Annotated in this window: 23 protein-coding genes; 14 read left to right on the top strand and 9 right to left on the bottom strand. The window is 69.1% G+C overall.

Annotated elements, in window-relative coordinates:
- Nucleotides 1–107: 107 nt before the first annotated feature.
- Nucleotides 108–1685: a fatty-acid--CoA ligase FadD8 gene (gene fadD8, locus ASH02_RS11385; protein ID WP_056677744.1), complete on the bottom strand. Its 1578-nt coding sequence runs from the start codon at nucleotides 1683–1685 to the stop codon at nucleotides 108–110.
- A complete protein-coding gene (locus ASH02_RS11380; RefSeq protein ID WP_056677740.1) occupies nucleotides 1682–2725 on the bottom strand; it encodes an LLM class F420-dependent oxidoreductase in 1044 nt (347 codons plus the stop codon). The genes fadD8 and ASH02_RS11380 overlap by 4 nt, the downstream gene beginning before the upstream one ends.
- A gap of 60 nt (nucleotides 2726–2785) precedes the next feature.
- Between ASH02_RS11380 and ASH02_RS11375 the strand changes: the two genes are divergently transcribed.
- From ASH02_RS11375 to map, 4 genes are read left to right on the top strand one after another with little or no spacing between them, the layout of a single operon-like run.
- The gene (locus tag ASH02_RS11375; RefSeq protein WP_056677737.1) at nucleotides 2786–3751 is read left to right on the top strand and encodes a Zn-ribbon domain-containing OB-fold protein; all 966 of its coding nucleotides are present in this window, start codon (nucleotides 2786–2788) and stop codon (nucleotides 3749–3751) included.
- Nucleotides 3748–4803 carry a thiolase domain-containing protein gene (locus ASH02_RS11370; protein WP_056677734.1) on the top strand — a complete coding sequence of 352 codons (1056 nt, stop codon included), beginning with the start codon at nucleotides 3748–3750 and terminating at the stop codon, nucleotides 4801–4803. The genes ASH02_RS11375 and ASH02_RS11370 overlap by 4 nt, the downstream gene beginning before the upstream one ends.
- A complete protein-coding gene (locus tag ASH02_RS11365) occupies nucleotides 4800–5963 on the top strand; it encodes a thiolase domain-containing protein (protein ID WP_056677731.1) in 1164 nt (387 codons plus the stop codon). Before ASH02_RS11370 ends, ASH02_RS11365 begins: the two co-directional genes overlap by 4 nt.
- Before the next feature lie 9 nt (nucleotides 5964–5972).
- Complete coding sequence (map, locus tag ASH02_RS11360; protein WP_056677729.1) at nucleotides 5973–6737, top strand: type I methionyl aminopeptidase; 765 nt, start codon at nucleotides 5973–5975, stop codon at nucleotides 6735–6737.
- Nucleotides 6738–6834: 97 nt separating this feature from the next.
- Here map and ASH02_RS11355 read toward each other — a convergent pair whose 3' ends face one another.
- Together ASH02_RS11355 and ASH02_RS11350 are read right to left on the bottom strand one after the other, a co-directional pair.
- A complete protein-coding gene (locus tag ASH02_RS11355) occupies nucleotides 6835–7743 on the bottom strand; it encodes a type IV toxin-antitoxin system AbiEi family antitoxin (RefSeq protein ID WP_056677727.1) in 909 nt (302 codons plus the stop codon).
- A gap of 195 nt (nucleotides 7744–7938) precedes the next feature.
- Nucleotides 7939–9195, bottom strand: coding sequence for a cytochrome P450 (locus ASH02_RS11350; protein WP_321163503.1), 1257 nt, complete (start codon nucleotides 9193–9195; stop codon nucleotides 7939–7941).
- Between the two features lie 212 nt (nucleotides 9196–9407).
- Between ASH02_RS11350 and ASH02_RS11345 the strand changes: the two genes are divergently transcribed.
- Together ASH02_RS11345 and ASH02_RS11340 are read left to right on the top strand one after the other, a co-directional pair.
- Nucleotides 9408–10571, top strand: a complete 1164-nt coding sequence (locus tag ASH02_RS11345; RefSeq protein ID WP_056677721.1) for a steroid 3-ketoacyl-CoA thiolase — start codon at nucleotides 9408–9410, stop codon at nucleotides 10569–10571.
- Nucleotides 10572–10631: 60 nt separating this feature from the next.
- A complete protein-coding gene (locus ASH02_RS11340; protein ID WP_056677717.1) occupies nucleotides 10632–11072 on the top strand; it encodes a TM2 domain-containing protein in 441 nt (146 codons plus the stop codon).
- Between the two features lie 9 nt (nucleotides 11073–11081).
- Here the strand turns inward: ASH02_RS11340 and ASH02_RS11335 are convergent, their stop codons facing one another.
- The gene (locus ASH02_RS11335) at nucleotides 11082–11960 is read right to left on the bottom strand and encodes an SDR family oxidoreductase (protein ID WP_056677714.1); all 879 of its coding nucleotides are present in this window, start codon (nucleotides 11958–11960) and stop codon (nucleotides 11082–11084) included.
- 26 nt (nucleotides 11961–11986) lie between these two features.
- Nucleotides 11987–12754 (bottom strand): SDR family oxidoreductase, encoded by a 768-nt coding sequence (locus ASH02_RS11330; RefSeq protein ID WP_056677711.1) that lies wholly within the window; start codon nucleotides 12752–12754, stop codon nucleotides 11987–11989.
- A gap of 128 nt (nucleotides 12755–12882) precedes the next feature.
- Between ASH02_RS11330 and ASH02_RS11325 the strand changes: the two genes are divergently transcribed.
- The 5 genes from ASH02_RS11325 to ASH02_RS11305 all read left to right on the top strand — a co-directional run bounded on the left by ASH02_RS11325 (nucleotide 12883) and on the right by ASH02_RS11305 (nucleotide 17696).
- Nucleotides 12883–13665: an enoyl-CoA hydratase family protein gene (locus ASH02_RS11325; RefSeq protein WP_056677706.1), complete on the top strand. Its 783-nt coding sequence runs from the start codon at nucleotides 12883–12885 to the stop codon at nucleotides 13663–13665.
- Nucleotides 13662–14558, top strand: a complete 897-nt coding sequence (locus ASH02_RS11320; protein WP_235530060.1) for a CoA transferase subunit A — start codon at nucleotides 13662–13664, stop codon at nucleotides 14556–14558. The genes ASH02_RS11325 and ASH02_RS11320 overlap by 4 nt, the downstream gene beginning before the upstream one ends.
- On the top strand, nucleotides 14555–15328 hold the full coding sequence (locus ASH02_RS11315; protein WP_056677701.1) for a CoA-transferase subunit beta: 774 nt from the start codon (nucleotides 14555–14557) through the stop codon (nucleotides 15326–15328). The genes ASH02_RS11320 and ASH02_RS11315 overlap by 4 nt, the downstream gene beginning before the upstream one ends.
- Nucleotides 15325–16407, top strand: a complete 1083-nt coding sequence (locus tag ASH02_RS11310) for an NAD(P)H-dependent flavin oxidoreductase (protein WP_056677698.1) — start codon at nucleotides 15325–15327, stop codon at nucleotides 16405–16407. Before ASH02_RS11315 ends, ASH02_RS11310 begins: the two co-directional genes overlap by 4 nt.
- 65 nt (nucleotides 16408–16472) lie before the next feature.
- Nucleotides 16473–17696 (top strand): lipase family protein, encoded by a 1224-nt coding sequence (locus tag ASH02_RS11305; protein WP_056677695.1) that lies wholly within the window; start codon nucleotides 16473–16475, stop codon nucleotides 17694–17696.
- A 56-nt stretch (nucleotides 17697–17752) separates the two neighbouring features.
- Here the strand turns inward: ASH02_RS11305 and ASH02_RS11300 are convergent, their stop codons facing one another.
- On the bottom strand, nucleotides 17753–18739 hold the full coding sequence (locus tag ASH02_RS11300; protein ID WP_235532499.1) for a GNAT family N-acetyltransferase: 987 nt from the start codon (nucleotides 18737–18739) through the stop codon (nucleotides 17753–17755).
- A gap of 120 nt (nucleotides 18740–18859) precedes the next feature.
- Here ASH02_RS11300 and ASH02_RS11295 point away from each other — a divergent pair, with 120 nt between their 5' ends.
- Nucleotides 18860–19333, top strand: coding sequence for a hypothetical protein (locus ASH02_RS11295; protein ID WP_056677691.1), 474 nt, complete (start codon nucleotides 18860–18862; stop codon nucleotides 19331–19333).
- Nucleotides 19334–19345: 12 nt separating this feature from the next.
- Here the strand turns inward: ASH02_RS11295 and ASH02_RS11290 are convergent, their stop codons facing one another.
- Nucleotides 19346–19579: a WhiB family transcriptional regulator gene (locus ASH02_RS11290; protein WP_056677688.1), complete on the bottom strand. Its 234-nt coding sequence runs from the start codon at nucleotides 19577–19579 to the stop codon at nucleotides 19346–19348.
- A gap of 172 nt (nucleotides 19580–19751) precedes the next feature.
- Here ASH02_RS11290 and ASH02_RS11285 point away from each other — a divergent pair, with 172 nt between their 5' ends.
- Nucleotides 19752–20846 (top strand): HpcH/HpaI aldolase/citrate lyase family protein, encoded by a 1095-nt coding sequence (locus tag ASH02_RS11285; protein WP_056677685.1) that lies wholly within the window; start codon nucleotides 19752–19754, stop codon nucleotides 20844–20846.
- Nucleotide 20847: 1 nt separating this feature from the next.
- Nucleotides 20848–21714, top strand: a complete 867-nt coding sequence (locus ASH02_RS11280) for an HpcH/HpaI aldolase/citrate lyase family protein (protein WP_056677684.1) — start codon at nucleotides 20848–20850, stop codon at nucleotides 21712–21714.
- A 74-nt stretch (nucleotides 21715–21788) separates the two neighbouring features.
- Here the strand turns inward: ASH02_RS11280 and ASH02_RS11275 are convergent, their stop codons facing one another.
- Nucleotides 21789–22550 carry an enoyl-CoA hydratase-related protein gene (locus ASH02_RS11275; RefSeq protein ID WP_057294772.1) on the bottom strand — a complete coding sequence of 254 codons (762 nt, stop codon included), beginning with the start codon at nucleotides 22548–22550 and terminating at the stop codon, nucleotides 21789–21791.
- Nucleotides 22551–22577 lie beyond the last annotated feature (27 nt).

Here is a 22577-nt window from a genome sequence, read left to right as displayed (position 1 = left end):
CACAGCATGCGCGAGAGCAGGCGGTCGCGGTCCACTACCTGGTGCTTGACGACCACACCCGACGTGCGCGGCCAGTGCGACGAAGAAGCAGGCGTGCACGCCGACGATCAGCCGGCGTACTGAGCCCGCAGTGCCTTCTTGTCCGGCTTTCCCAGGCCAGTCAGCGGAATCGCGTCCACGGCGATCACGTGCTTCGGTGCGTGGACCGATCCCTTGCGCTGCTTGACCAGCGCGGTGATCGACTGCGTCGTCTCGTCGGTGAGCACCTCGCCGTCGCGGAGTACGACGAGGGCGGTGACCGCCTCACCCCACCTCTCGTCGGGTGTGCCGATGACCGCCACCTGGGCGACGGAGGGGTGCTCCGCGACGACGTCCTCGATCTCGCGCGGGAACACGTTGAAGCCGCCGGTCACGATCATGTCCTTCGTGCGGTCGACGATGAACCAGAAGCCGTCCTCGTCCTCCCTGGCCACGTCGCCCGTGTGCATCCAGCCGTCGCGGAAGGTCGCCGCGGTCTCGTCGGGCAGCTGCCAGTAGCCGGACGCGACCAGCGGACCGGCCACGCAGATCTCTCCCGGCTCCCCCTGGGCGACGGACGATCCGTCCTCGTCGAGCAGGGCGGCACGGATGAACGCCGACGGGCGTCCGCACGCGCTCAGCCTGGCCTTGTCGTGGTCGCCCTTGGCGAGATAGGTGATCGCCATCGGCGCTTCGGACTGGCCGTAGTACTGCGCGAAGATCGGGCCGAAGCGGTCGATCGCCTCCTGCAGCCGCACCGGGTTGATCGACGAGGCGCCGTAGTAGACGGTCTCCAGCGAGGAGAGGTCGCGGGTGCGCGAGTCGGGGTGGTCGAGCAGGGCGTAGAGCATCGACGGCACCAGCATCGTGGCGGTGATCCGCTGCTCCTCGATCGTGCGCAGCACCTCGGCCGGGTCGAACTTCGGCAGCACGACCAGGCAGCCACCCTTCATCACGGTCGGCACGAAGAACGCGGCGCCGGCGTGCGAGAGCGGTGTGCACATCAGGAACCGCGGGTTGTCCGGCCACTCCCACTCGGCCAGCTGGATCTGCGCCATCGTGTTCATCGACCGCGCGGTGCCCATCACACCCTTCGGCCTGCCGGTCGTGCCGCCGGTGTAGGTGATCGACACGAGGTGGTCGCCGGGCAGCAGCCGTGCGGTCAAGGCTTGGGGCTGGTACGACGCAGCGGCCGCGACGAGGTCCGTGCCGACCTGCCTGAGCACCTCGGGCACAGGGCCGATCGTCAGCACCTGCGTCAGGCCGGGGCACTTGTCGAGCAGGCCCAGGGCACGCTCGGCGAAGGCCGGGTCGGCGATCAGCGTGGTGATGCCGGCGTCGTTGATCACGTAGGCATGGTCGTCGAGCGACCCCAGCGGGTGCAACGACGTACGGCGGAAGCCCTGGGTCTGGCCGGCACCGAGGATGAACAGCACCTCGGGTCGGTTGAGCGCCAGCAGCGCCGACGCCGAGCCGGTGCCGGCGCCGAGCGCCTCGAAGGCCTGGACGTACTGGCTGATCCGGCTCTCCACCTCGCCGCCGGTGAGGGTGACGTCGCCGAGGTACATCACCGGGTCGTCGCGGTGCCGCTTCAGGGCGCTGACCATCAGATGGCCGTTGTGGGTGCCGGCGTGGAGGTCGGCCCCCGTCGAGCTGGACGCAGTCACGCCAGCACCTCCGCGACTCCGCGCACCTCGCTCGTCGTACGGCAGCTCAGCAACAGCTCGGTGACACCCGTCGACTCCCACTCGGCGACGCGTTCCTTCACGTACGCCGCGCTGCCGACAATGTGCATGTCGTCGACCAGGTCGTCGGGGATCAGCGCGGTAGCCTCGTCGCGCTTCCCGGCCAGGAAGAGCTCCTGCACCTTGCCCGAGATCGCCTCGTGGCCCATTCGGTCGAAGACCGCCTTGTGGAAGTTCTGCTCCTTGGCGCCCATACCGCCCATGTACAAGGCGATCGTGGGCTTGATCGCGTCGATCACGGCCCGACGCTCCTCCTCCGAGGAGGTGACCTGCAGGTGGCAGCTGGCGGCGATCTCGAAGTCCGCCCGCGATCGCCGAGCCCCTTGGCGTGCGAAACCCTCGTCCAGCCACGGCTGGTACATCTCCGCCGACTTCGGGGTGTAGAACAACGGGATCCAGCCGTCCGCGATCTCGGCGGTCTGGGCCACGTTCTTCGGCCCCTCGGCACCGAGCCAGATCGGGATGTCTGCGCGCAGCGGGTGCACGATCGACTTGAGCGGCTTGCCCAGTCCGACCGACCCAGGGCCGTCGTACGGCATCTGGTGGTGCGGACCGGCATTGGTGACAGGTGCCTCGCGGGCCAGCACCTTCCGGATGATCTCGACAACCTCGCGGGTGCGGGCGAGTGGCTTGGAGAAGGGCTGGCCGTACCAGCCCTCGACGACCTGCGGACCACTGACGCCCATGCCGAGCACCACCCGGCCACCCGAGAGATGGTCGAGGGTCAGCGCATGCATCGCGATGGACGCCGGAGTGCGGCCCGACATCTGCACGATCGACGTGCCTAGCCGCAGTCGACTGGTCTCGCGGCCCCACCAGGTCAGCGGGGTGAACGCGTCGGACCCCCACGCCTCCGCGGTGAACAGCGCATCGAACCCGGAGTCCTCCGCAGCCGCGACGAGCTCGGCGACGTCGGTCGGTGGCTGCGCTCCCCAGTACCCCAGTTGCAGGCCCAGCTTCATGTGCATCTCCTCACCAGAATTGCTTGTGCCCCACACTAGAACATGTTTCACTTTTGGACCATGACCACTTCGCAGGCCCGGACCCTCAGTGCGCCGCTGCGCGTCAGCTTCGACTACACCAGATCTGTCGGCCCCACGCTCGGTGCGTTCTTCGCGGGTCTCCGCGAACGCCGCCTCGTCGCCGGCCGACTTGCCGACGGCAGTGTCGTCCTTCCGCCGCCCGAGTTCGACCCTGCCACCCACGAACCGGTCACCGATTTCGTCGAGGTCGGCCCCGCCGGCACCGTCCAGTCGTGGACGTGGGTCCCCGAGCCGGTCGCCGAGCAGCCCTTTGACCGCCCCTTCGCGTGGGCCCTGGTCCTGCTGGACGGCGCCACCGCCCCCTTCCTCCACGCGTTGGACATCCCGTACGACGACCTGCGCGTCGGCATGCGAGTCCGGGCACGCTGGGTGAACGAGCCAGTGGGAGCCATCACCGACATCGCCTGTTTCGAGAAGCTTCGCGATCAGGAAGACCCCCCGCGCGACGCCGCAGGTGACCCACCGACGCACGGCAGGCTGATCACCCCGGTCAACCTCGACTACACCTACGCCGCCAGCCCCGAGGAGAGCGCCTTCTTCCGCGGGCTCGAGCAGGGGCGGATCCTCGGCCAGCGCTGCCCCGCGTGCGGCAAGGTCTACGTGCCCCCGCGTGGTGCGTGCCCGGTCGACGGCGTACCCACCACCGACGAGGTCGAGCTCCCGGGCACCGGCACGGTCACGACGTTCTGCATCGTCAACGTGCCATTCCTGGGCCAGAAGATCACCCCGCCGTACGTGTCGGCGTACGTCCTGCTGGACGGCGCCGACATCGCCTTCCTGCACCTGATCCTCGGCATCGAGGCGAGCGAGGTGCGCATGGGAATGCGGGTCGAGGCGGTGTGGCGGCCGCGCGATGAGTGGGGCACGACCGTCGAGAACATCAGTCACTTCGCGCCGACCGACGAGCCGGACGCGGACTTCGAGAGCTACAAGGTGCACCTGTGAGAAACGTGGCAGTGGTGGGCTTCGCCCAACGTCAGATGCTGGAGTTCGACGGCTCCCCCACGATGGTCGAGCTGCTGGTCCCGCTCTTCGCGGAGCTCTACGAGCAGACCGGGTTCACCCGCAAGGACATTGGCTTCTGGTGCTCCGGATCCTCCGACTACCTGGCCGGCCGGTCGTTCTCGTTCGTCTCCGCGGTCGACGCGATCGGGGCCCTGCCGCCGGTCAACGAGTCGCACGTCGAGATGGACGCGGCATGGGCGCTCTACGAGGCCTGGGTGAAGATCCAGACCGGGGAGATCGACACCGCACTGGTCTACGGGTTCGGCAAGTCGTCGGCCGGCGTCCTGCGCCGCACCCTCGCCCTGCAGCTCGATCCCTACACGATGACGCCGTTGTGGCCCGACAGCGTGTCCCTCGCCGGACTCCAGGCCAGGTTGGGCATCGAGGCCGAGCTCTGGGACGAGACGGCGATGGCGTCGGTGGCCCAGAGGTCGCTCACTGACGCCGAGACCAACCCCCACGCCGTACGCCGCGGCGGCTCGTCGGTCGAGGAGCTCCTGGCCCGTCCGATGTACGCCGACCCGCTGCGCAAGCACGACTGTGCGCCCGTGACCGACGGAGCCTCGGCGATCGTGCTGGCCGCCGACGACCGTGCGCGGGACGCCGCCGAGCGACCAGCATGGATCACCGGCCTCGCGCACAACGTCGATCCGCTCCAGCTCGGCGCCCGCGACCTCACCGCCTCGAAGTCCGCGACACGGGCCGCGGAGTCCGCGGTCATCGACGATGTCGAGGTCGCCGAGCTCCACGCACCGTTCAGCCACCAGGAGCTCATCCTGCGTCACGCGCTGGGCCTCGCGTCCGACGTACGCATCAACCCGTCGGGAGGTGCGCTCACCTCGAACCCGATGTTCACCGCCGGCCTCAATCGCATCGGCGAGGCGGCCGACCGGATCCGCAACGGTGAGGTCACGCGTGCGCTCGGCCACGCGACGTCCGGTCCACTCCTGCAACAGAACCTCGTCTGCGTCATGGACGGAGCCACGAAATGAGCAAGCAACCTGCCGCCGTCGTCGGTGTCGGCCAGACCCACCACCGTGCCAAGCGCGAAGACGTCTCGATGGCCGGCCTGTGCCGCGAGGCGATCGACCGGGCGCTGCTCGATGCCAACCTGTCGTTCGACGACATCGACGCGATCGTGGTCGGCAAGGCGCCCGACCTGTTCGAGGGCGTGATGATGCCCGAGCTCTACCTGGCCGAGGCGCTCGGCGCCGCGGGCAAGCCGTTGCTCCGCGTGCACACGGCCGGGTCGGTCGGCGGATCGACCGCCATCGTCGCCGCGTCACTCGTGCAGTCCGGGGTGCACAAGCGAGTGCTGACCGTGGCGTTCGAGAAGCAGTCGGAGTCGAACGCGATGTGGGCACTCTCGGTGCCGGTTCCGTTCATCATGCCGGTCCATGCCGGCGCGGGTGGCTACTTCGCGCCCCACGTCCGTTCCTACATCCGCCGGTCGAACGCCCCGCTCCACATCGGCGCGGTGGTGGCGGCCAAGGACCGCCAGAACGCGCTGAAGAATCCCTTCGCGCACCTGCAGAACAAGGACACCACGGTCGAGTCGGTGCTGGCCTCACAGATGTTGTGGGACCCGATCCGCTACGACGAGACCTGCCCGTCCTCCGACGGGGCGTGCGCGTTGGTCATCGCCGACGCCGACACCGCCGCCTCGGTCGACAACCCGGCCTGGATCCACGCCACGGCGATGAGGTCCGAGCCCACCACCGCCGCCGAACGTGACCAGGTGAACCCGCAGGCGGGCCGCGATGCGGCGGCGTACCTCTGGAAGCAGGCGGGCATCACCAACCCGCGGCGCGAGATCGACGCGGTCGAGATGTACGTGCCGTTCTCGTGGTTCGAGCCGATGTGGCTGGAGAACCTCGGCTTCGCCGACGAGGGTGAGGGCTGGAAGCTGACCGAGTCCGGCGTGACCGCGATGACGGGTGACCTGCCGGTCAACTGCTCCGGCGGAGTGCTCAGCTCGAACCCGATCGGGGCGTCCGGCATGCTGCGCTTCGCCGAGGCCGCACTGCAGGTGCGCGGCCGGGCCGGCGAGCACCAGGTCGACGGCGTACGACGTGCGCTCGGTCACGCGTACGGCGGCGGCTCGCAGTTCTTCGCCATGTGGGTGGTCGGGGCGGACAAGCCCGCCCTCTAGGCTGGGCGCATGATCGAGCTCCGCACCCCCACCCAGATCGACGAGATGCGTCCCGCCGGTGTCTTCGTCGGCGAAGTCCTCACCGCGCTCGCCGCCGCCGCCGACGTCGGGGTGAACCTGCTCGAGCTCGACGCCCTGGCCCATCGGATGATCAAGGACCGCGGCGCGGAGTCCTGCTACATCGACTACCACCCGTCGTTCGGGGCCTCGCCGTTCGGCAAGGTCCTGTGCACGTCCGTCAACGACGCCGTGCTGCACGGCCTCCCCCACGACTACGTGCTCAAGGACGGCGACCTGCTCAGTCTCGACTTCGCCTGCGCCGTCGACGGCTGGGTCTCCGACTCGGCGATCAGTGTCGTCGTCGGCACGCCGCGGCCCGAGGACCTCGCCCTGATCGAGACCACGCAGGTGGCACTCGCGGCCGGCATCGACGCGGCCCGTGCAGGCAACAAGATCGGCGACATCAGCTTCGCGATCGGCCAGGTGGCCCGCGCCGCCAACCTCAAGGTGAACCTCCAGTTCGGCGGCCACGGAGTCGGGCGCACCATGCACGGCGACCCGCACGTGGCCAACGACGGACGCGCCGGACGCGGCTACCCGCTCAAGCCCGGACTCGTCATCGCGATCGAGCCGTGGTTCCTGCACACCACCGACGAGATCTACACCGACGCCGACGGCTGGACCCTGCGCAGCGCCGACGGATCACGGGGCGCCCACTCCGAGCACACCATCGCCATCACCGACGCGGATCCCATCGTCCTCACCGCCCGCTGACGCGAACTGCGTGCTCTTGATGCCCGAACCGTGCATTCTTGACGCGCGAACCGCGTGCTCTTGATGCCCGAACCGTGCATTTCTGATCGCGCCGGACTCACTGCGCGGGGACCCAGGGCACGCGACTCCGGGCGTACTTCCGCTTCTGTGGCGCACTGCGTGCAGCAATGATCGCGCCGAGCTCGTCAAGCCACTGCTCGCGCGCCCGACCCGCCAGCTGATGCTTGCGTACGACGATGACGTACCAACCACGTTCGCGCAGCCAGTCACGCCTGGCCTCGTCGTGCTCTGCCTGTTCCTCGGCGTGGAACTCCTCCCCGTCGTACTCGACCGCGATCCGGAGACGCCGATAGGCCAGGTCGATGCGCGCCATGACTACGCCGTCCTCCCGGATCTCCACCTGAGGTTCGGGCATCAGCAGGCCGGAGTCGTGAATGGCGCCACGCACCCACGACTCCCCCTGCGATTCGGACAACGGAGAAGCCAACGGGTACAGCTCTCGCGCTTGCGTGACACCGCGCCGTCCGGAGAGTCGCACGACGGCAGTTCCGAATTCTTCGTGCGTCAGCTCGTGCTCACGCATGAAGGCGTCGAGCGTGGCCAACGCTCGCCATCGACCACGGAGGCAGGCAACGTCGAGAGCAGTGCGCACCGGCGTCGTGACCTTCACGCCATGAACCTGGATCACCTCCTCCTCGGCCAACTCCCGCTCGACGCCGCGCACCGCTTTGCGACGTGGCGGCGTGTGCCCGGGCTTGACCGCCACTTCCAGGTCCGGTACGGCGAAACGCTCGTCCGGCTCATGCACGTCCACGCCCCACAGCCAGGCGGCTGACCGGTCGCACACCACCGCATCCTCTGGCAGGACAAGGGCGGCGCAACTGGCGCGGAGCTCGAGGGTGTCCTCGACAGACGCCGAGCAATAGACGCCCGTGAGCGGTCGTCGTACGACGCCGGACCTGAGCCAGCGTCGGAGGGTGAACTCGGAGACGCCGAGTTCGGCCAAGTCACTCCATCTGAATGGATCTGTTGGGGGTTGTTCTGACATGTCGACGAGGCTTGCCGATCGACGTCGTCATGAAACGACGAAGTCCGCCGCCTGTGGAAAACTCACGGGCAGCGGACTTCGACGGCATCAAGAATCCATGGTTCGGACGTCAATAATCCACGGTTCGCGCATCAGAAATGCACGGTTCGCGCATCAAGAATCCACGGTTGGCGAGTAGGTGACCTGGAGCTCCTTGATGCCGTTGATCCAGGCACTGCGGAGGCGCCGGGGCGCACCGGCACGGGCGATGTCGGGGACCTGGTCGGCGATCTCGTTGAAGATCAGCTCGATCTCCAGGCGGGCCAGGTTGGCGCCGATGCAGTAGTGCGCGCCGTGGCCGCCGAACCCCAGGTGCGGGTTGTCCTCACGAGAGACGTCGAACCGGTAGGGGTCCTCGAAGACGTCCTCGTCGAAGTTGCCACTGGCGTAGAACAGTCCGACCCGGTCGCCCTCCTTGACGTCGACGCCGTTCAGCGTGACGTCCTCGAGGGCGACCCGCTGGAACACGGTGACCGGCGTCGCCCACCGGACGATCTCGTCGACCGCCGACGCCGGACGCGTGGCCTTGAACAGCTCCCACTGGTCAGGGTTGTCGAAGAAGGCGTCCATGCCGTGCGTGATCGCGTTGCGCGTCGTCTCGTTGCCGGCGACGGCCAACAGGATCACGAAGAAGCCGAACTCGTCGTCGGTCAGCGCGTGCCCGTTCACGTCGGCGGTGATCAGCTTGGTGACGATGTCGTCCTTCGGGTTGCGCCGCCGCTCGTCGGCCAGCCCGGCGGCGTACATCAGGATCTCGATCGACGCCGCCTCGGCGTCTCCCTCGATCTCGGGGTCGTCGTAGGACAGCATCTGGTTGGACCAGTCGAAGAGCTTGCCGCGGTCCTCCTGGGGCACACCCATCAGCTCGGCGATCGCCTGCAGCGGCAGCTCGGCGGCGATGTCCTCCACGAAGTTGCCCGACCCCTTCGCCGCGGCGTCGGCCACGATCCGGCGGGCCCGCTCCTCGAGAGCGTCGTGCAGCGCGGCGATGGCGCGTGGGGTGAACCCGCGCGAGATGACCTGGCGCAGCTTGGTGTGGTCCGGCGGGTCCTGGTTGATCAGCATCACCCCCTGCAGGTCGATCTGCTCGGGCGTCATGTCCGGGGCGAAGCGGATGATCGCGCCCTGCTTGGCGGTCGAGAACGACTTGCTGTTCTTCGACACGGCGGCGATGTCCTCGTGCTTGGTCAGGGCCCAGTAGCCCTCGGCACCTCGGAACCCGGCCCGCGCCTCCTGGGGCTGCGCCACCCAGTGCACCGGTGATCCCTGGCGCATCGCGCGGAACTCCTCGTGCGGGATGCGCTCCTCGATGAGCCCGGGGTCGGTGGGGTCGAATCCCACTGGCAACGAATCGGGCAACTGCGTCGTCACGGTCACTTGCTTCCTCCACGATGCTAGAACACGTTCTAGTGACGATCGTTACATACTCTCGGAATGTTCGGAAGACCCGCACACGAATTCGTCCCCGAACTCCCACCAGCCGGGACTCGCCTTGCCGGCGATCAAGAACGTGTTCTACTTTCGGGTGGTACGTCGCCACTGGAGCGACGTACGTCGAGTGCGTTCGGACAGCGAGGCAATCCATGGGCAATCCGGTCATCGTCGAAGCAGTGCGTACGCCGCAGGGCCGGCGCCGCGGCTGGTTGGCCGGCGTCCATCCGGCGGTACTCCTGGGTGCAGCGCAGATCGAGGTCCTGGACCGCGCCGGGCTCGACCCGGAGCTGGTCGACCAGGTGATCGGCGGCTGCGTGTCACAGGCCGGTGAACAGTCCAACAACATGGTCCGGCGTGCGTGGATGCATGCGGGCCTGCCCAACCACACGGCCTCCACCGTCATCGACGCCCAGTGCTCCTCGGCCCAGCAGGCAGTGCACCTGATCAACGCGATGATCGCCGGCGGGGCGATTCGCGCAGGTGTCGCCTGCGGTGTCGAGTCGATGTCACGCATCCCGCTCGGCGCGAACGTGCCCAAGGGCACCGGCAGCCCCCGGCCCGACGACTGGAACATCGACCTGCCCGACCAGTTCCTCGGCGCCGACCGCATCGCCCGCGATCGTGGCTTCACCCGTGCGGACGTCGACGCCTTCGGGCTCTGGTCGCAGCAGAAGGCGAGAGTCGCGGTGGACGAAGGCCGTTTCGACCGCGAGGTCTTCGGCGTGGAGGCACCGGTGCTCGACGACGAGGGCACGGCCACCGGCGTGACCCGCACCGTCACCGAGGACCAGGGCCTGCGCGACACCACGCTCGAGGGCCTGGCCGCACTCACGCCCGTGCTTCCCGACGGCATCCACACCGCCGGCACCTCGTCCCAGATCTCCGACGGCGCCTCCGCGCTGCTCCTGATGGACGAGTCGCTCGCCGCCGAGCTCGGCCTCAAGCCGCGCGCCCGGATCATCACCTCGTGCCTCGTCGGTGCGGACCCCTACTACCACCTCGACGGACCGGTCCAGGCCACCGAGAAGGTGCTCGCCGACAGCGGCATGGGCATCGCCGACATCGACCTCTGCGAGGTCAACGAGGCGTTCGCCGCCGTGGTGATGTCCTGGGCGACCGTGCACAAGGTGCCCGAGGACAAGATCAACGTCAACGGCGGCGCGATCGCGCTCGGCCACCCGGTCGGCTCGACCGGGACCCGGCTGCTGACCACCGCCCTGCACGAGCTCGAACGCCGCGACGCGACCACGGCGCTCGTCGCCATGTGCGCGGGCGGGGCCCAGGCCTCCGGCACCATCATCGAGCGTCTCTGACCACCCGCTGAACCCGTGGCGCACGCACGGGGTCACCGCGGGCATGGCACGATCTGGCATGTGAGCGACACCGGAGACCAGCCCGAGGGAACCGACCCGAACCGCGGCGCGCAGGGCGAGCAGCCCCAGCAACCCGGGTGGGGACAACCAGCACCCCCGCCCTACGGCCAGGCGCCCCAGGGCCAGCCGCCCTACGGGCAGGCACCCTACGGCCAGCCGGCGTACGGACAGCCCGCCTACTACGGCGCCGACCCGAGTGCGCCGTACGGCCGCGACCCCCGCACCGGCGAGCCGTACGGCGACAAGAGCAAGGTCATCGCCGGCGTGCTGCAGATCCTCATCCCGCTGGGCATCGGTCGCTTCTACACCGGCCACACAGGCATGGCGCTCGCCCAGCTCTTCACCCTCGGCGGGTGCGGCATCTGGAGCCTGATCGACGGCATCCTGCTCCTGGTCAACGACCAGCAGCGCGACGCGGACGGTCGCCTGCTCAAGCCCTGACCGACAGGGTCAGCTGCCGTAGACCGGCTCCGGGTCAGCACCCTCGGCGATCAGCGAGTCGACGACCTCACCCAGCTCGGTGGCGTCCCAGCGTCGCCCGGCATCACGCGAGGCGCCGTGGCGCCAACCCTCCTCGAGGGTGAGCAGCGAGCCGTCGCTCTCGAACACGCGGCCGGTGACGTGGCCGGCATCCACGGAGGCGAGCCACGCCACGATCGGCGAGTTGTCCTCGGGGAGCGCCATCTCGGAGGTGTCGAAGGCACCTTCGGTCATGCGTGTCTTGGCGACCGGGGCGAGCGCGTTGACGGTGACTCCCACGCGCCCGAGCTCGGCGGCCGCGACCAGGGTCATCGACGCGATCCCGGCCTTGGCGGTCGAGTAGGCGACCTGCCCCACGGAGCCCTGGAGGCCGGCGCCCGAGGTGGTGTTGATGACGCGGGCGGCACGCTGACGGTCGGCCTTGGACTCGGCACGCCAGTACGCCGCAGCATGGCGCAGCATCGCGAAGTGGCCCTTGACGTGCACCCGGATGACCGCGTCCCACTCGTCCTCGGTGGCGTTGAACAGCATCCGGTCGCGCACGAAGCCGGCGTTGTTGACCAGGATGTCGAGGCCGCCGAAGGCGTCGACAGCCTGCTGGACCAGTGCGGCCGACTGTTCGAAGTCGGCGACGTCGGCGCCGTTCGCGACCGCGTGGCCGCCGAGCGCCTCGATCTCCGCGACGACCTGTTGGGCGGGAGAGTCCTCCTTGACCCCGTTGTTCGAGACGCCGTAGTCGTTGACGACCACGGTGGCGCCCTGGCGGGCGAGCTCGAGGGCGTGGGCGCGGCCGATGCCACGGCCCGCGCCGGTCACGATGGCGATGCGTCCTTCGAGAAGTCGGGTCACGTCGTTGCTCCTGGTGTGGAAGGTGGTCAGGACTGGTTCTGGTTCAGGACCGAGAGGAAGACCGGCGGCTCGCCGCCGCCGTGGCACTCGATCGCCGCACCGGTGACGTAGCTGGCCAGGTCCGAGGCCAGGAAGACTGCCACGTTGCCGACCTCGCGCGGCCGGCCCATCCTGCCCAGAGGGATCGTCTTCTCGATGGCGGCCACGGTCTCGTCCCCGCCGTAGTGGTCGGCGGTGTCCGGGGTGCGGCACAGCCCCACGTTGATCGCGTTGACCCTGACCTTCGGCGCCCACTCCATGCCGAGCGACTTGGTGAGCGAGTCGACGCCGGCCTTGGCGGCGCCGTAGGCCGCGGTGCCCGGCGAGGGCCGTTGGGCGCTGACGGACGAGATGTTCACGATCACCCCGCCGGTCTCCTGCTGCTGCATGACCGCATTGGCGGCCTGGGCGACGAGGAGCGGTGCCGTCAGGTTGAGGCCGAGGATCTTGTCGTGCAGCCGAGGAGAGGCGTCGGCGGCCAGGGCGTACGGCCCTCCCCCGGCGTTGTTCACCACGATGTCGAGGCGGCCGTGGCTGTCCACGATCCCGTCGACCAGGGCCCGCACGGCCTCCGGGTCGCGTACGTCGCACGTCACGTGCGTCGTGCCCGCCGGCGGGTCGGTGACCTCTGAGCGAGCGCAGGTGACCACGGACGCGCCGGCCGCCACGAGCGCTTCGGCGATGCCGAGCCCGATCCCCTGCGAACCGCCGGTGACCAGTGCCACCCGACCGGAGAGGTCGATTCCGATTGCCATGCCACTCCTCCACGCACACCCAGGTGCGGTTTCGTCCGACGTCGGTCCGGGACACCGGACCAAGCAAGTGCTAGGGTACCAAGCAAACGTTAGGTTTGTTAGCCCGGGGCAGAATCCGTAGGAGAGAAATGCCGATCACCTCTGAACTGCGTGACGACCACGTCCGCGTCATCACGATGGCCCACCCGCCGGTCAACGCACTGCCCGTGCAGGGTTGGTACGACGTGGCCGACGCGCTCGACAAGGCGAGCCGCGACCTCGAGACCCATGTGGTCGTGCTGCGCGCCGAGGGCAAGGGCTTCAACGCCGGCGTCGACATCAAGGAGATGCAGAACTCCGAGGGCTTCGACGCGCTCCTCGGCGCCAACCGGGGCTGCTACGCGGCGTTCAAGGCGGTCTACGAGTGCGCCGTACCCGTGATCGCGGCGGTGAACGGCTTCTGCGTCGGCGGCGGCGTCGGCCTCGTCGGCAACGCCGACTGTGTGATCGCCAGCGACGACGCCTACTTCGGCGTCCCCGAGGTCAACCAGGGCGCCCTCGGTGCCGCCACCCACATGGCCCGCCTCGTGCCGCAGCACCTCATGCGCACTCTCTACTTCACCGCCCGCACGATCAAGGCCGCCGACCTCGTGCAGCACGGTTCCGTGCTCGAGGTGGTCCCCCGCGACCAGCTCGACGACGCGGCACTGAAGGTGGCGCAGGAGATCGCGGCCAAGGACACCCGGGTGATCCGCGCGGCCAAGGAGGCCCTCAACGGGATCGACCCGTGCGACGTCAACAAGAGCTACCGGTTCGAGCAGGGCTTCACCATGGAGCTGAACCTGATGGGCGTCTCCGACGACCTCCGGGACGCCTTCGCCGGGACGGCGAAGAGTGCACAGAGCGCCGGAACCGAGAAGGGGAACAAGTGAACGGCACACCACGCGACAAGCGGATGACCATCGACGAGGTCGTCGCCTCCCTCGAGGACGGCATGACCATCGGCATCGGCGGCTGGGGCCCGCGGCGCAAGCCGATGGCCCTGGTCCGCGCGATCCTGCGCAGCGACCTCAAGGACCTGACCATCGTGTCGTGGGGCGGCGCCGACGTCGGCCTCCTCGCGCGCGCCGGCAAGATCCGCAAGCTGGTCTACGCGTTCGTCTCCCTCGACACCGTGCCGCTCGAGCCGAACTTCCAGAAGGCCCGCCAGGAGAAGTCGATCCCCGAGATCGTCGAGCTCGACGAGGGCATGTTCCAGACCGGCCTGCTGGCCGCGTCGCAGCGCCTGCCGTTCCTGCCGATGCGCGCCGGACTCGGCTCCGACATCCTGGTCAACAACCCGCACATCAAGACCGTCGCCAGCCCGTACGCCGATGAGGACGGCAACGTCGAGGACCTCGTCGCCGTGCCCGCGCTCAGGCTCGACGTCGCACTGGTGCACCTGAACCGGGCCGACCAGCACGGCAACGCGACGTACCTCGGGCCCGATCCCTTCTTCGACGACCTCTTCGCGATGGCCGCCGAGCGCACCTACGTCACTTGCGAGCAGGTCGTCGACACCGCCGGCCTGACCGTCGACACCCCGGTCCAGCGCCTCCTGCTGAACCGGATGATGGTGACCGGCGTCGTCGAGACCCCCAACGGCGCGCACTTCACCAACTGCGCGCCCGACTACGAACGTGACGAGAAGTTCCAGAAGGCGTACGCCGCGGCCGCCAAGGACGACGAGTCGTGGACCCGGTTCGAGGAGCGCTTCCTCAGCGGCGACGAGGCCGCCTACCAGGACGCCGTCCGCGAGTTCCACGACGAGGAGCAGACCCGATGACCGACTTCACCCGCGCCGAGGTGTGCGCCACCGCGATCGCCGACGCCTTCAAGGACGACGGCGAGATCTTCGGCTCCCCGATGGGCATGCTGCCGATGCTCGGCGTACGCCTGGCCAAGCTGACCAGCAACCCCGACCTCGTGCTCTCCGACGGTGAGTCGCTGTTCCTGGGCGGTGTCCCGCCCTTGTTCGCCAAGGCCGACGTGGTCGAGGGCTGGATCCCGTTCCGCCGGGTCTTCGACGTGGTCGCCTACGGAAAGCGGCACGTGATGATGGGCGCCACACAGGTCGACCGGCACGGCAACCAGAACATCTCCGCGATCGGCGACTTCGCCCAGCCGAAGCGCCAGCTGCTCGGCTCGCGCGGCGCCCCCGGCAACACGGTGAACAACCGCACGTCCTACTGGGTGCCCAAGCACTCCGACCGGGTCTTCGTCGAGGAGGTCGACATCGTCTCCGGAGTCGGCCCCAAGCGGGCCCGCGAGGCCGGCGTCGGCGCCGCGAAGTACAACGACATCCACCGCATCGTGACGAACCTGGCCGTCTTCGACGTCTTGGGCGCCGACGACACCGTGCGCCTCCTCTCGGTGCACCCGGGCGTCACGGTCGACGACGTGGTCGCGGCGACCGGCTTCGACCTGGCGGTCGAGGGCGACGTCCCCGAGACGCGTACGCCGACCGCGGAGGAGCTCACCCTGATCCGTGAGGTGCTCGACCCCAGGACGCTGCGCGACCGCGAGGTCCCGCCGGTCGAGGCGGTCGCGTCGTGACCACCGCACAGGTGCTGCGCACTCCCCTGACCGAGCTGGCCGGGGTGCGGCACCCCGTGGTCCAGACCGGCATGGGCTGGGTGGCTGGCCCGCGCCTGGTGGTCGGTACGGCGAACGCCGGCGGACTCGGCATCCTGGCCAGCGCCACCATGGGCTTCGAGGAGCTCGAGAGGGCGATCCTCGAGGTGAAGTCGCGCACCGACCAGCCGTTCGGCGTCAACCTGCGCGCCGACGCCGCCGACGCGGGTGACCGCTGCGACCTGCTGATCATGCACGGCGTCAAGGTGGCCTCGTTCGCGCTGGCCCCGAAGAAGGACCTGATCGCCAGGCTCAAGGACCACGGCATCATGGTGATGCCCTCGGTCGGACTCCCCCGTCACGCCGAGAAGGTGGCCTCGTGGGGCGCCGACGCGGTGATGATCCAGGGCGGCGAGGGCGGTGGCCACACCGGCTCCGTCCCGACCACCCTCCTGCTGCCGAGCGTGCTCGACGCCGTTGACATCCCGGTCGTCGCGGCCGGCGGCTTCTTCGACGGACGCGGCCTCGCCGCCGCACTGTCCTACGGAGCGGCCGGCATCGGCATGGGCACCCGCTTCCTGCTGACCCGTGACAGCGCCGTGCCCGACGCGGTGAAGCAGCTCTACCTGTCGTACGACGTCAACGGCACGGTGGTCACCGACAAGGTCGACGGCATGCCGCACCGCATGCTGCGCACCGAGCTCGTGGAGGAGATCGAGGAGTCGAGTCGCCTCAAGCGGCTGACGCCCACGCTCAGGCGCACGCTGGAGTTCAAGAAGATGTCCGGCATGAGCTGGCTCGACCTCGCCCGCGACGGCCGGACCATGAAGAAGACCCAGGGGCGCTCACTCGCGCAGATGTCGCTGGCCGCCAACACGCCCATGATGCTCAAGGCCGGACTCGTCGACGGCGACACCTCCGCCGGAGTGCTCGCCTCCGGGCAGGTGGTCGGCGTCCTCGACGACCTGCCGTCGTGCGAGGAGCTGGTCGACCGGGTCGTCACCGAGGCGGTGGACCACCTCAGGGGCGCCCACGAAATGCTCGTGGCCATTGACGTGTGACGTTCGTTACTCGAAAGTAACTCCTCGGGAGTCCACATGTGGGGGACACAAGAGGGAGTTGCCGAATGAGGAAGAACACCTGGGCCCGCGTGGCCGCAGGCGCGCTGCTGGCGTTGTCACTGAGTCCGCTGGCCACGGCGTCGCCGGCACAGGCCGACGGCACGTCGTTCTACGACACACCGACGACGCTGCCGGCCAACAACGGCGACATCGTCAGGTCGGAGCCGTCCGAGTTCTACGTCGATCCGGTCAAGCTGATCAAGGCCGACGCCGTCGTGCAGCGGATCATGTACCGCTCCACCGACCGCACCGGAGTGCCGGTCGCGGTCACCGGCACGGTGTTGACGCCGAAGACCCCGTGGGTCGGCGCCGGCAAGCGCCCCCTCATCGGGTACGCCGTCGGCACCCAGGGCATGGGCGACCAGTGTGCGCCGTCGCGCACGCTGGGCAAGGGCCTGGAGTACGAAGGCCCGTTCATCGCCGGACTGCTGGCCCGCGGCTACGCCATCGTCGTCACCGACTACGAGGGCCTCGGCACCGAGGGCGAGCACACCTACATGATGCGCGAGACCCAGGGCCACGCCGTCCTCGACTCGGTCCGTGCCGCCCAGCGCCTGCCCGGCTCCGGGGTCACCGCCGCGAACCCGGTCGCGATCAGCGGGTTCTCCCAGGGTGGCGGCGCCGCTGCGTCCGCCGGTGAGCTGGCTCCGACGTACGCCCCGGAGATCAACCTGAAGGCGGTCGCCGCCGGCGCGGTCCCCGCGGACCTCAGCCAGGTGGCCATCAACCTCGACGGGTCCCTGTACGTCTCGTTCATGGGGTACGCCGTCTCGGCCCTGGCGAACAGCTATGGCATCGACATGACCCCGATGCTCAACGCGAAGGGCCAGGCCATGATGGCCACGCTGTCGACCCAGTGCACCCTGGACTCGCTGGCCACCTTCCCGTTCGTGAAGTCGAAGGACCTGACCACCAACGGCCTGCCGGTCACGGACCTGTTGACCAAGGCGCCGTTCAACCAGATGGTGGCCGACCAGCTGATCGGCAACGGACGCAAGCCCAACGTGCCCGTGCTGATCACCCACTCGGCGCTGGACGACGTGATCCCCTACAAGACCGGCAAGCAGCTGGCCCAGCGATGGTGCGGCCAGGGCACGAAGGTGCAGTTCGACACCAACTTCGCACCCACCCACGTGGGTGACTACGTGGCGTCGATCCCGACCATCTTCCTGTTCCTCGAGGCCCGATTCGCCGGCCTGCCCGCGTTGAACAGCTGCTGGCGCCTCTGATCCTGCGCCGAGACCGGGCCCGCCTTCGCACGGTGCGCAGGCGGGCCCGACCCGCGTCAGAGCCCGCGCTGGTACTGCACCTCGCGACCCATCACGCGATAGCCGAGCTGCTCGTTGACCGAGATCATGTAGTCGTTCGACTCGGCGTTCCAGGTGTCGATCGTGGCCAGCTGTGGCTCGACCTCGTGGAGCCACAGGAGCATCGCCGACTTCAACACCAGTCCGAGCCGATGGCCCCGATGGGCGCGCACCACCGAGGTGTCGTGCTGGTGACCGATCCACGGTCGCTCGGACTCCACGACCACCACCGACTGTCCCGCCAGCTCGCCCGTCGTCCGGTTGCGCACCATCAGGCGACGGAGACGGCCGCCGCTGCTGAGCTGGGCGTGCTCGTAGTTGCGCACCCGCTCGCCGGTGAAGACCTCGTCCTCGATCTCGAGGTCATCGGTCGGAGCGTCGTTGATGGCCGCGGTCATCTCGGCCAGCTTGTCGAGCTCGTCGTCGGGTGTGAACCCGATGCGGCGGACGAGCTCGTAGTCGGCGGCCCCGGCCCCGGCGTGGTCGTGCAGGCCCCGGACGACGTTCCAGTCGACGTCGGCCAGCACCTGGCGACGGTTGATTGCCTGCGACTTCTGCTCGAGGCCGTGGCGCGCGGTGAACGCCCGTGCCGCCTCGGACTCCCAGGCGTCGGAGCCGACGCTGGTGCGCCCCTCCGCCCGAGCCCGGTCGAGCAGGAACTCCAACAGGGCGGTGCCGTGGCCCCGGCGGCGGTGCGCCGGGTGCACCTCGACGCCCACCCAGGCGAGCTCGAGGTTGTCCCACTCGCTCGTGCCGTACGTCGCGTGGGCAACGGGCAGACCCTCGACCGTCGCCAGGAACGGCACCGACGGTTCGCCGTCCCAGCCGTTGCGCAGCATCCCGTCGTACGACGTCATGGTGGCGGGGTGCGACCAGGGCGCGTCGACCGCGATCGTGGCGTTCGCGACGTCGACCATGCCCTGGAGCGGGACCCTGTCGTCAGGGCCGAACTGCGTGATCTCCATGGCGTTGACGATCCTCTGCCGGGGCCCTCGGCGCCACGGGTTTTCCGGCGACGATCCTCCTGGCAAGGATGAGTACGCGTACCGGGTTCGAACCACGCGCCGACCGGACAGGATGGGGGCATGCAGAGTTTCGGACGGTTCCTGTTCTTCGCCAACCTCCCCCTGACCATCGCCCTCCTGTTCTGGGCGTGGGCCGGCCGGGTGCTCTTCGGCGTCGGCGGCTGGTTCCTGCTGATCCTGCCGCTGCTCGTGGGTCCGTTCGTGGTGGTGGCCCTGATCATCTCGAACGTCGTGGCCTACACCGTCGCGACGCGTCCGCGCCGCTTCACCAGCGCCCAGTCGATCGCGCACGTGGCCATGTGGGTCGGCCTCGCCGGCTTCGGGCTGTTCCTGCCCGACTTCGGCGACAGCGAGGAGAGTGAGCTGTCGTTCCTCACCCAGGTCTTCGGCCACTCAGACCGGCTGATCGACCTCAGCGGCCAGCTCGCCGCTGCCTTCGCCTTCCTCACGGTCGCCGGCTGGGTGGCGACCCTGGTCACCGCGATCGTCGCGAGGGCGAGCGCGAACCGGCCGCAGTACACCTACGCCGGCTGAGGCCGAGGCGGGTCAGGCCGCCTCGTCCTTGCGCGGGCGGCCTCGGCCGCGCTTGTGCGCCACGACGGCACCGTCGATCACGATCTGGCCGCCCCAGACGCCGTACGGCTCGCCCCGCTCGAGGGCCCCGGTCAGGCACTCCAGCGCCAGGGGGCACTGTGCGCACAGCTGCCTGGCGCGGTCGAGAGCAGCCGGGTGCTCGGCGAAGAACAGGTGGGGAGACTGGGTGCAGGGCGGCGACGTCACTCATCGAGAGTGACCGTCTGAGGTAGTTGGTTGCATCGGGCAGATGCCTTAGACGCGACGACCGTCTCGCGTGACGCCGGTCATGACGACCCGGCCTGCAGCCCTGCTAGGTTCGCCGGTGAATCCGGTACGCCGTCCCTCTGGGCGTGCCCGCACACTGAGGAGCAGATCGTTGCGAACCGCCAAGGACTTCTTCGCCCCCCTCGCCGTCGGTGCACCCGCGCCGCTGCGTGAGATGCCGGCCCGCCCGTCGAGGGCGATCCACTTCTTCGACCCCGGCAACGAGAAGATGGCGGCGAAGGTGCCCGCGATGGTCGGCACCACCGACGTCCTCCTCGGCAACCTCGAGGACGCGGTCAAGGCCGAGAACAAGGAGAAGGCCCGCAACGGCCTCGTGAAGATCGGCCAGGAGGTTGCCAATCTTGGTTCAGCCAGTGGGCCGACCCAGTTCTGGACCCGGATCAACTCCCTCGACTCCCCCTGGGTGCTCGACGACCTGACCACGCTGGTCCCCGCGATCGGCGACAAGCTCGACGTGATCATGGTCCCGAAGGTGCAGGGCGCCGAGGACATCCACTACATCGACCGGATCCTGGCCCAGCTCGAGGCCAAGGCCGGCATCACCAAGCCGCTCCAGGTGCACGCGATCCTCGAGACCGCCCGCGGGGTGGCGAACGTCGAGGAGATCTGCGCCGCCTCGCCGCGCATGCAGGGCCTCTCGCTCGGCCCGGCCGACCTGGCCGCGGACCGTCGGATGAAGACCACGCGTGTCGGCGGCGGCCACCCCGGCTACCTCGTGCGCGAGGACGCCCCGCGTGACGCCGAGGGCAACAGCCAGATCGACGCCCCGCGTCCGACGTACCAGCAGGACCTGTGGCACTACACGATCGCCCGCATGGTCGACGCCTGCGCAATGCACGGGATCTTCCCGTACTACGGCCCCTTCGGCGACATCGCCGACGTGGTCGGCTGCGAGGACCAGTTCCGCAACGCGTTCCTGCTCGGCTGTGTCGGCGCCTGGTCGCTGCACCCCAAGCAGATCGCGATTGCGAACAAGGTCTTCTCCCCCAGTGTCGAGGACGTCACCCACGCACGTCGCGTCATCGCGGCCATGGGCGACGGCACCGGTGCGGTGATGCTCGACGGCAAGATGGAGGACGACGCCTCCGTCAAGCAGTGCAAGGTGATGGTCGCCCTGGCCGAGGAACTGGCCGCCATCGACCCCGAGCTCAAGAAGCAGTACGACGCGATCTCCGTGGAGGCCTGACATGACTGAGTTCACCCCGCTGCGCTCGGTCCTCTACATGCCCAGCTCCAACGAGCGGGCCCTCGAGAAGGCCAAGTCGATCGCCTGTGACGGCCTCATCCTCGACCTCGAGGACGCGGTCGCCCCCGATGCCAAGCCGGCCGCGCGCGAGTCCGCCGCGGCCGCTGCGTCGAGCGGTGAGTACGGCCGCCGTACGGTCACCATCCGGGTCAACGGCATCGGCACCGAGTGGCACGACGCCGACATCGTCGCCGCCTCGCAGGCCGGACCGGCCGCCATCGTCGTGCCCAAGGTCAACTCGGCCGACGAGGTCAAGCAGCTCGTCGCCGCGATGGAGAAGGCCGGCGCCCCGGAGCACACCAAGCTGTGGGCCATGGTCGAGACCCCGATCGCGATCCTCGACGCCCTCTCGATCGCCCGCGCCTCCGAGCGTCTCGGTGCGTTCGTGCTCGGCACCAACGACCTGGTCAAGGAGCTCTACGCCGAGCACGTGCCCGGCCGCGCGCCGATCCTGCCCAGCCTGCACACCGCCCTCCTCGCCGGCCGGGCCGCCGGCATCGCGGTGATCGACGGCGTCTACAACGACGTGAAGAACACCGAGGGCTTCCTGGCCGAGTGCCAGCAGGGCCGCGAGATGGGCTTCGACGGCAAGACGCTGATCCACCCCGGCCAGGTCGCCGGCGCCAACGAGGCGTTCGCCCCGTCGGAGCAGGCGATCGAGGACGCGCGTGGCCTGATCCAGGCGTTCGAGGACGGCAAGGGCGCCGGCGTCGTGACCTACAACGGCAAGATGGTCGAGAACCTGCACGTCGAGTCCGCCCAGCGCACCCTCTCGATCGCCGAGGCGATCAGCGCCCTCGACGCCTGACTGGGTCGACCCGTCGTGAACTTCACGACGGGTCGATCGGAACTGGCGACGGGTCGATATGAACTGGCGACAGGTCAGGCCTTGAAGGCCGGCTTCTCCTTCGCCAGGAACGCCCGCACGCCCTCGGCGAAGTCACTGCCGGTGTAGACCTCTCGGAGCACGTCGTCGTCATCCGACGGCGCTGCTTCGAGGGTCTCGGCGCGAGCGGTCAGCTGGGCCTTCGTGGTGCGCAGCGTGACCCCGGAGGCCTTGCCGATGCCGTCGACCAGGGTGGACAGCTCGGCGTCCAGGTCGTCAGTGACCGACATCACCGCGCCCACGGCGTACGCCCGGTCGGCGTCGACGAGGCGCGAGGCGAGCAGCATCTCCCGGGTCAGCGACTCCCCGAAGACCGACGAGCAGCGATAGACGATCGGTGCCGACAGGGCGTTGCCGAGGGTGCGGGCGATCGGGTAGCCGAAACGCGACCCCGGGGTGGCGATGCGGAGGTCGCAGTGTGTGGCCACGGCCAGTCCGCCACCGACGCAGACGCCCTCGACCGCGGCGATCGTGACCTGCGGCAGCTCGAAGAGCGCCTGGAGCAGCTCGCGGATCCAGGTCTCGTAGGCCACCGCGTCGGCGTTCACGAAGTCGGAGATCTCGTTGCCCGCGGCGAACGCGCGGCCACCGGCACCGCGGAGCACGAGCACCTTGACCGAGGTGTCCTGGCGCAGCTCGCTGCACAGGTCACGGAGACCTGCGTACATCGCCGTGGTGAAGGCGTTGTGGCGCTCCGGGCGGTTGAAGGTGACGGTGACGACGCCGTCACCCCGGCTGATCTGGAGTTCTTCTGGCACGCAGGCAGGGTACGGCGACCACGACCC

Source organism: Nocardioides sp. Soil796 (assembly GCF_001429525.1).
In the GTDB taxonomy this organism is placed as follows: domain Bacteria; phylum Actinomycetota; class Actinomycetes; order Propionibacteriales; family Nocardioidaceae; genus Nocardioides.
This window is presented reverse-complemented; position numbering and strand designations above follow the sequence as displayed.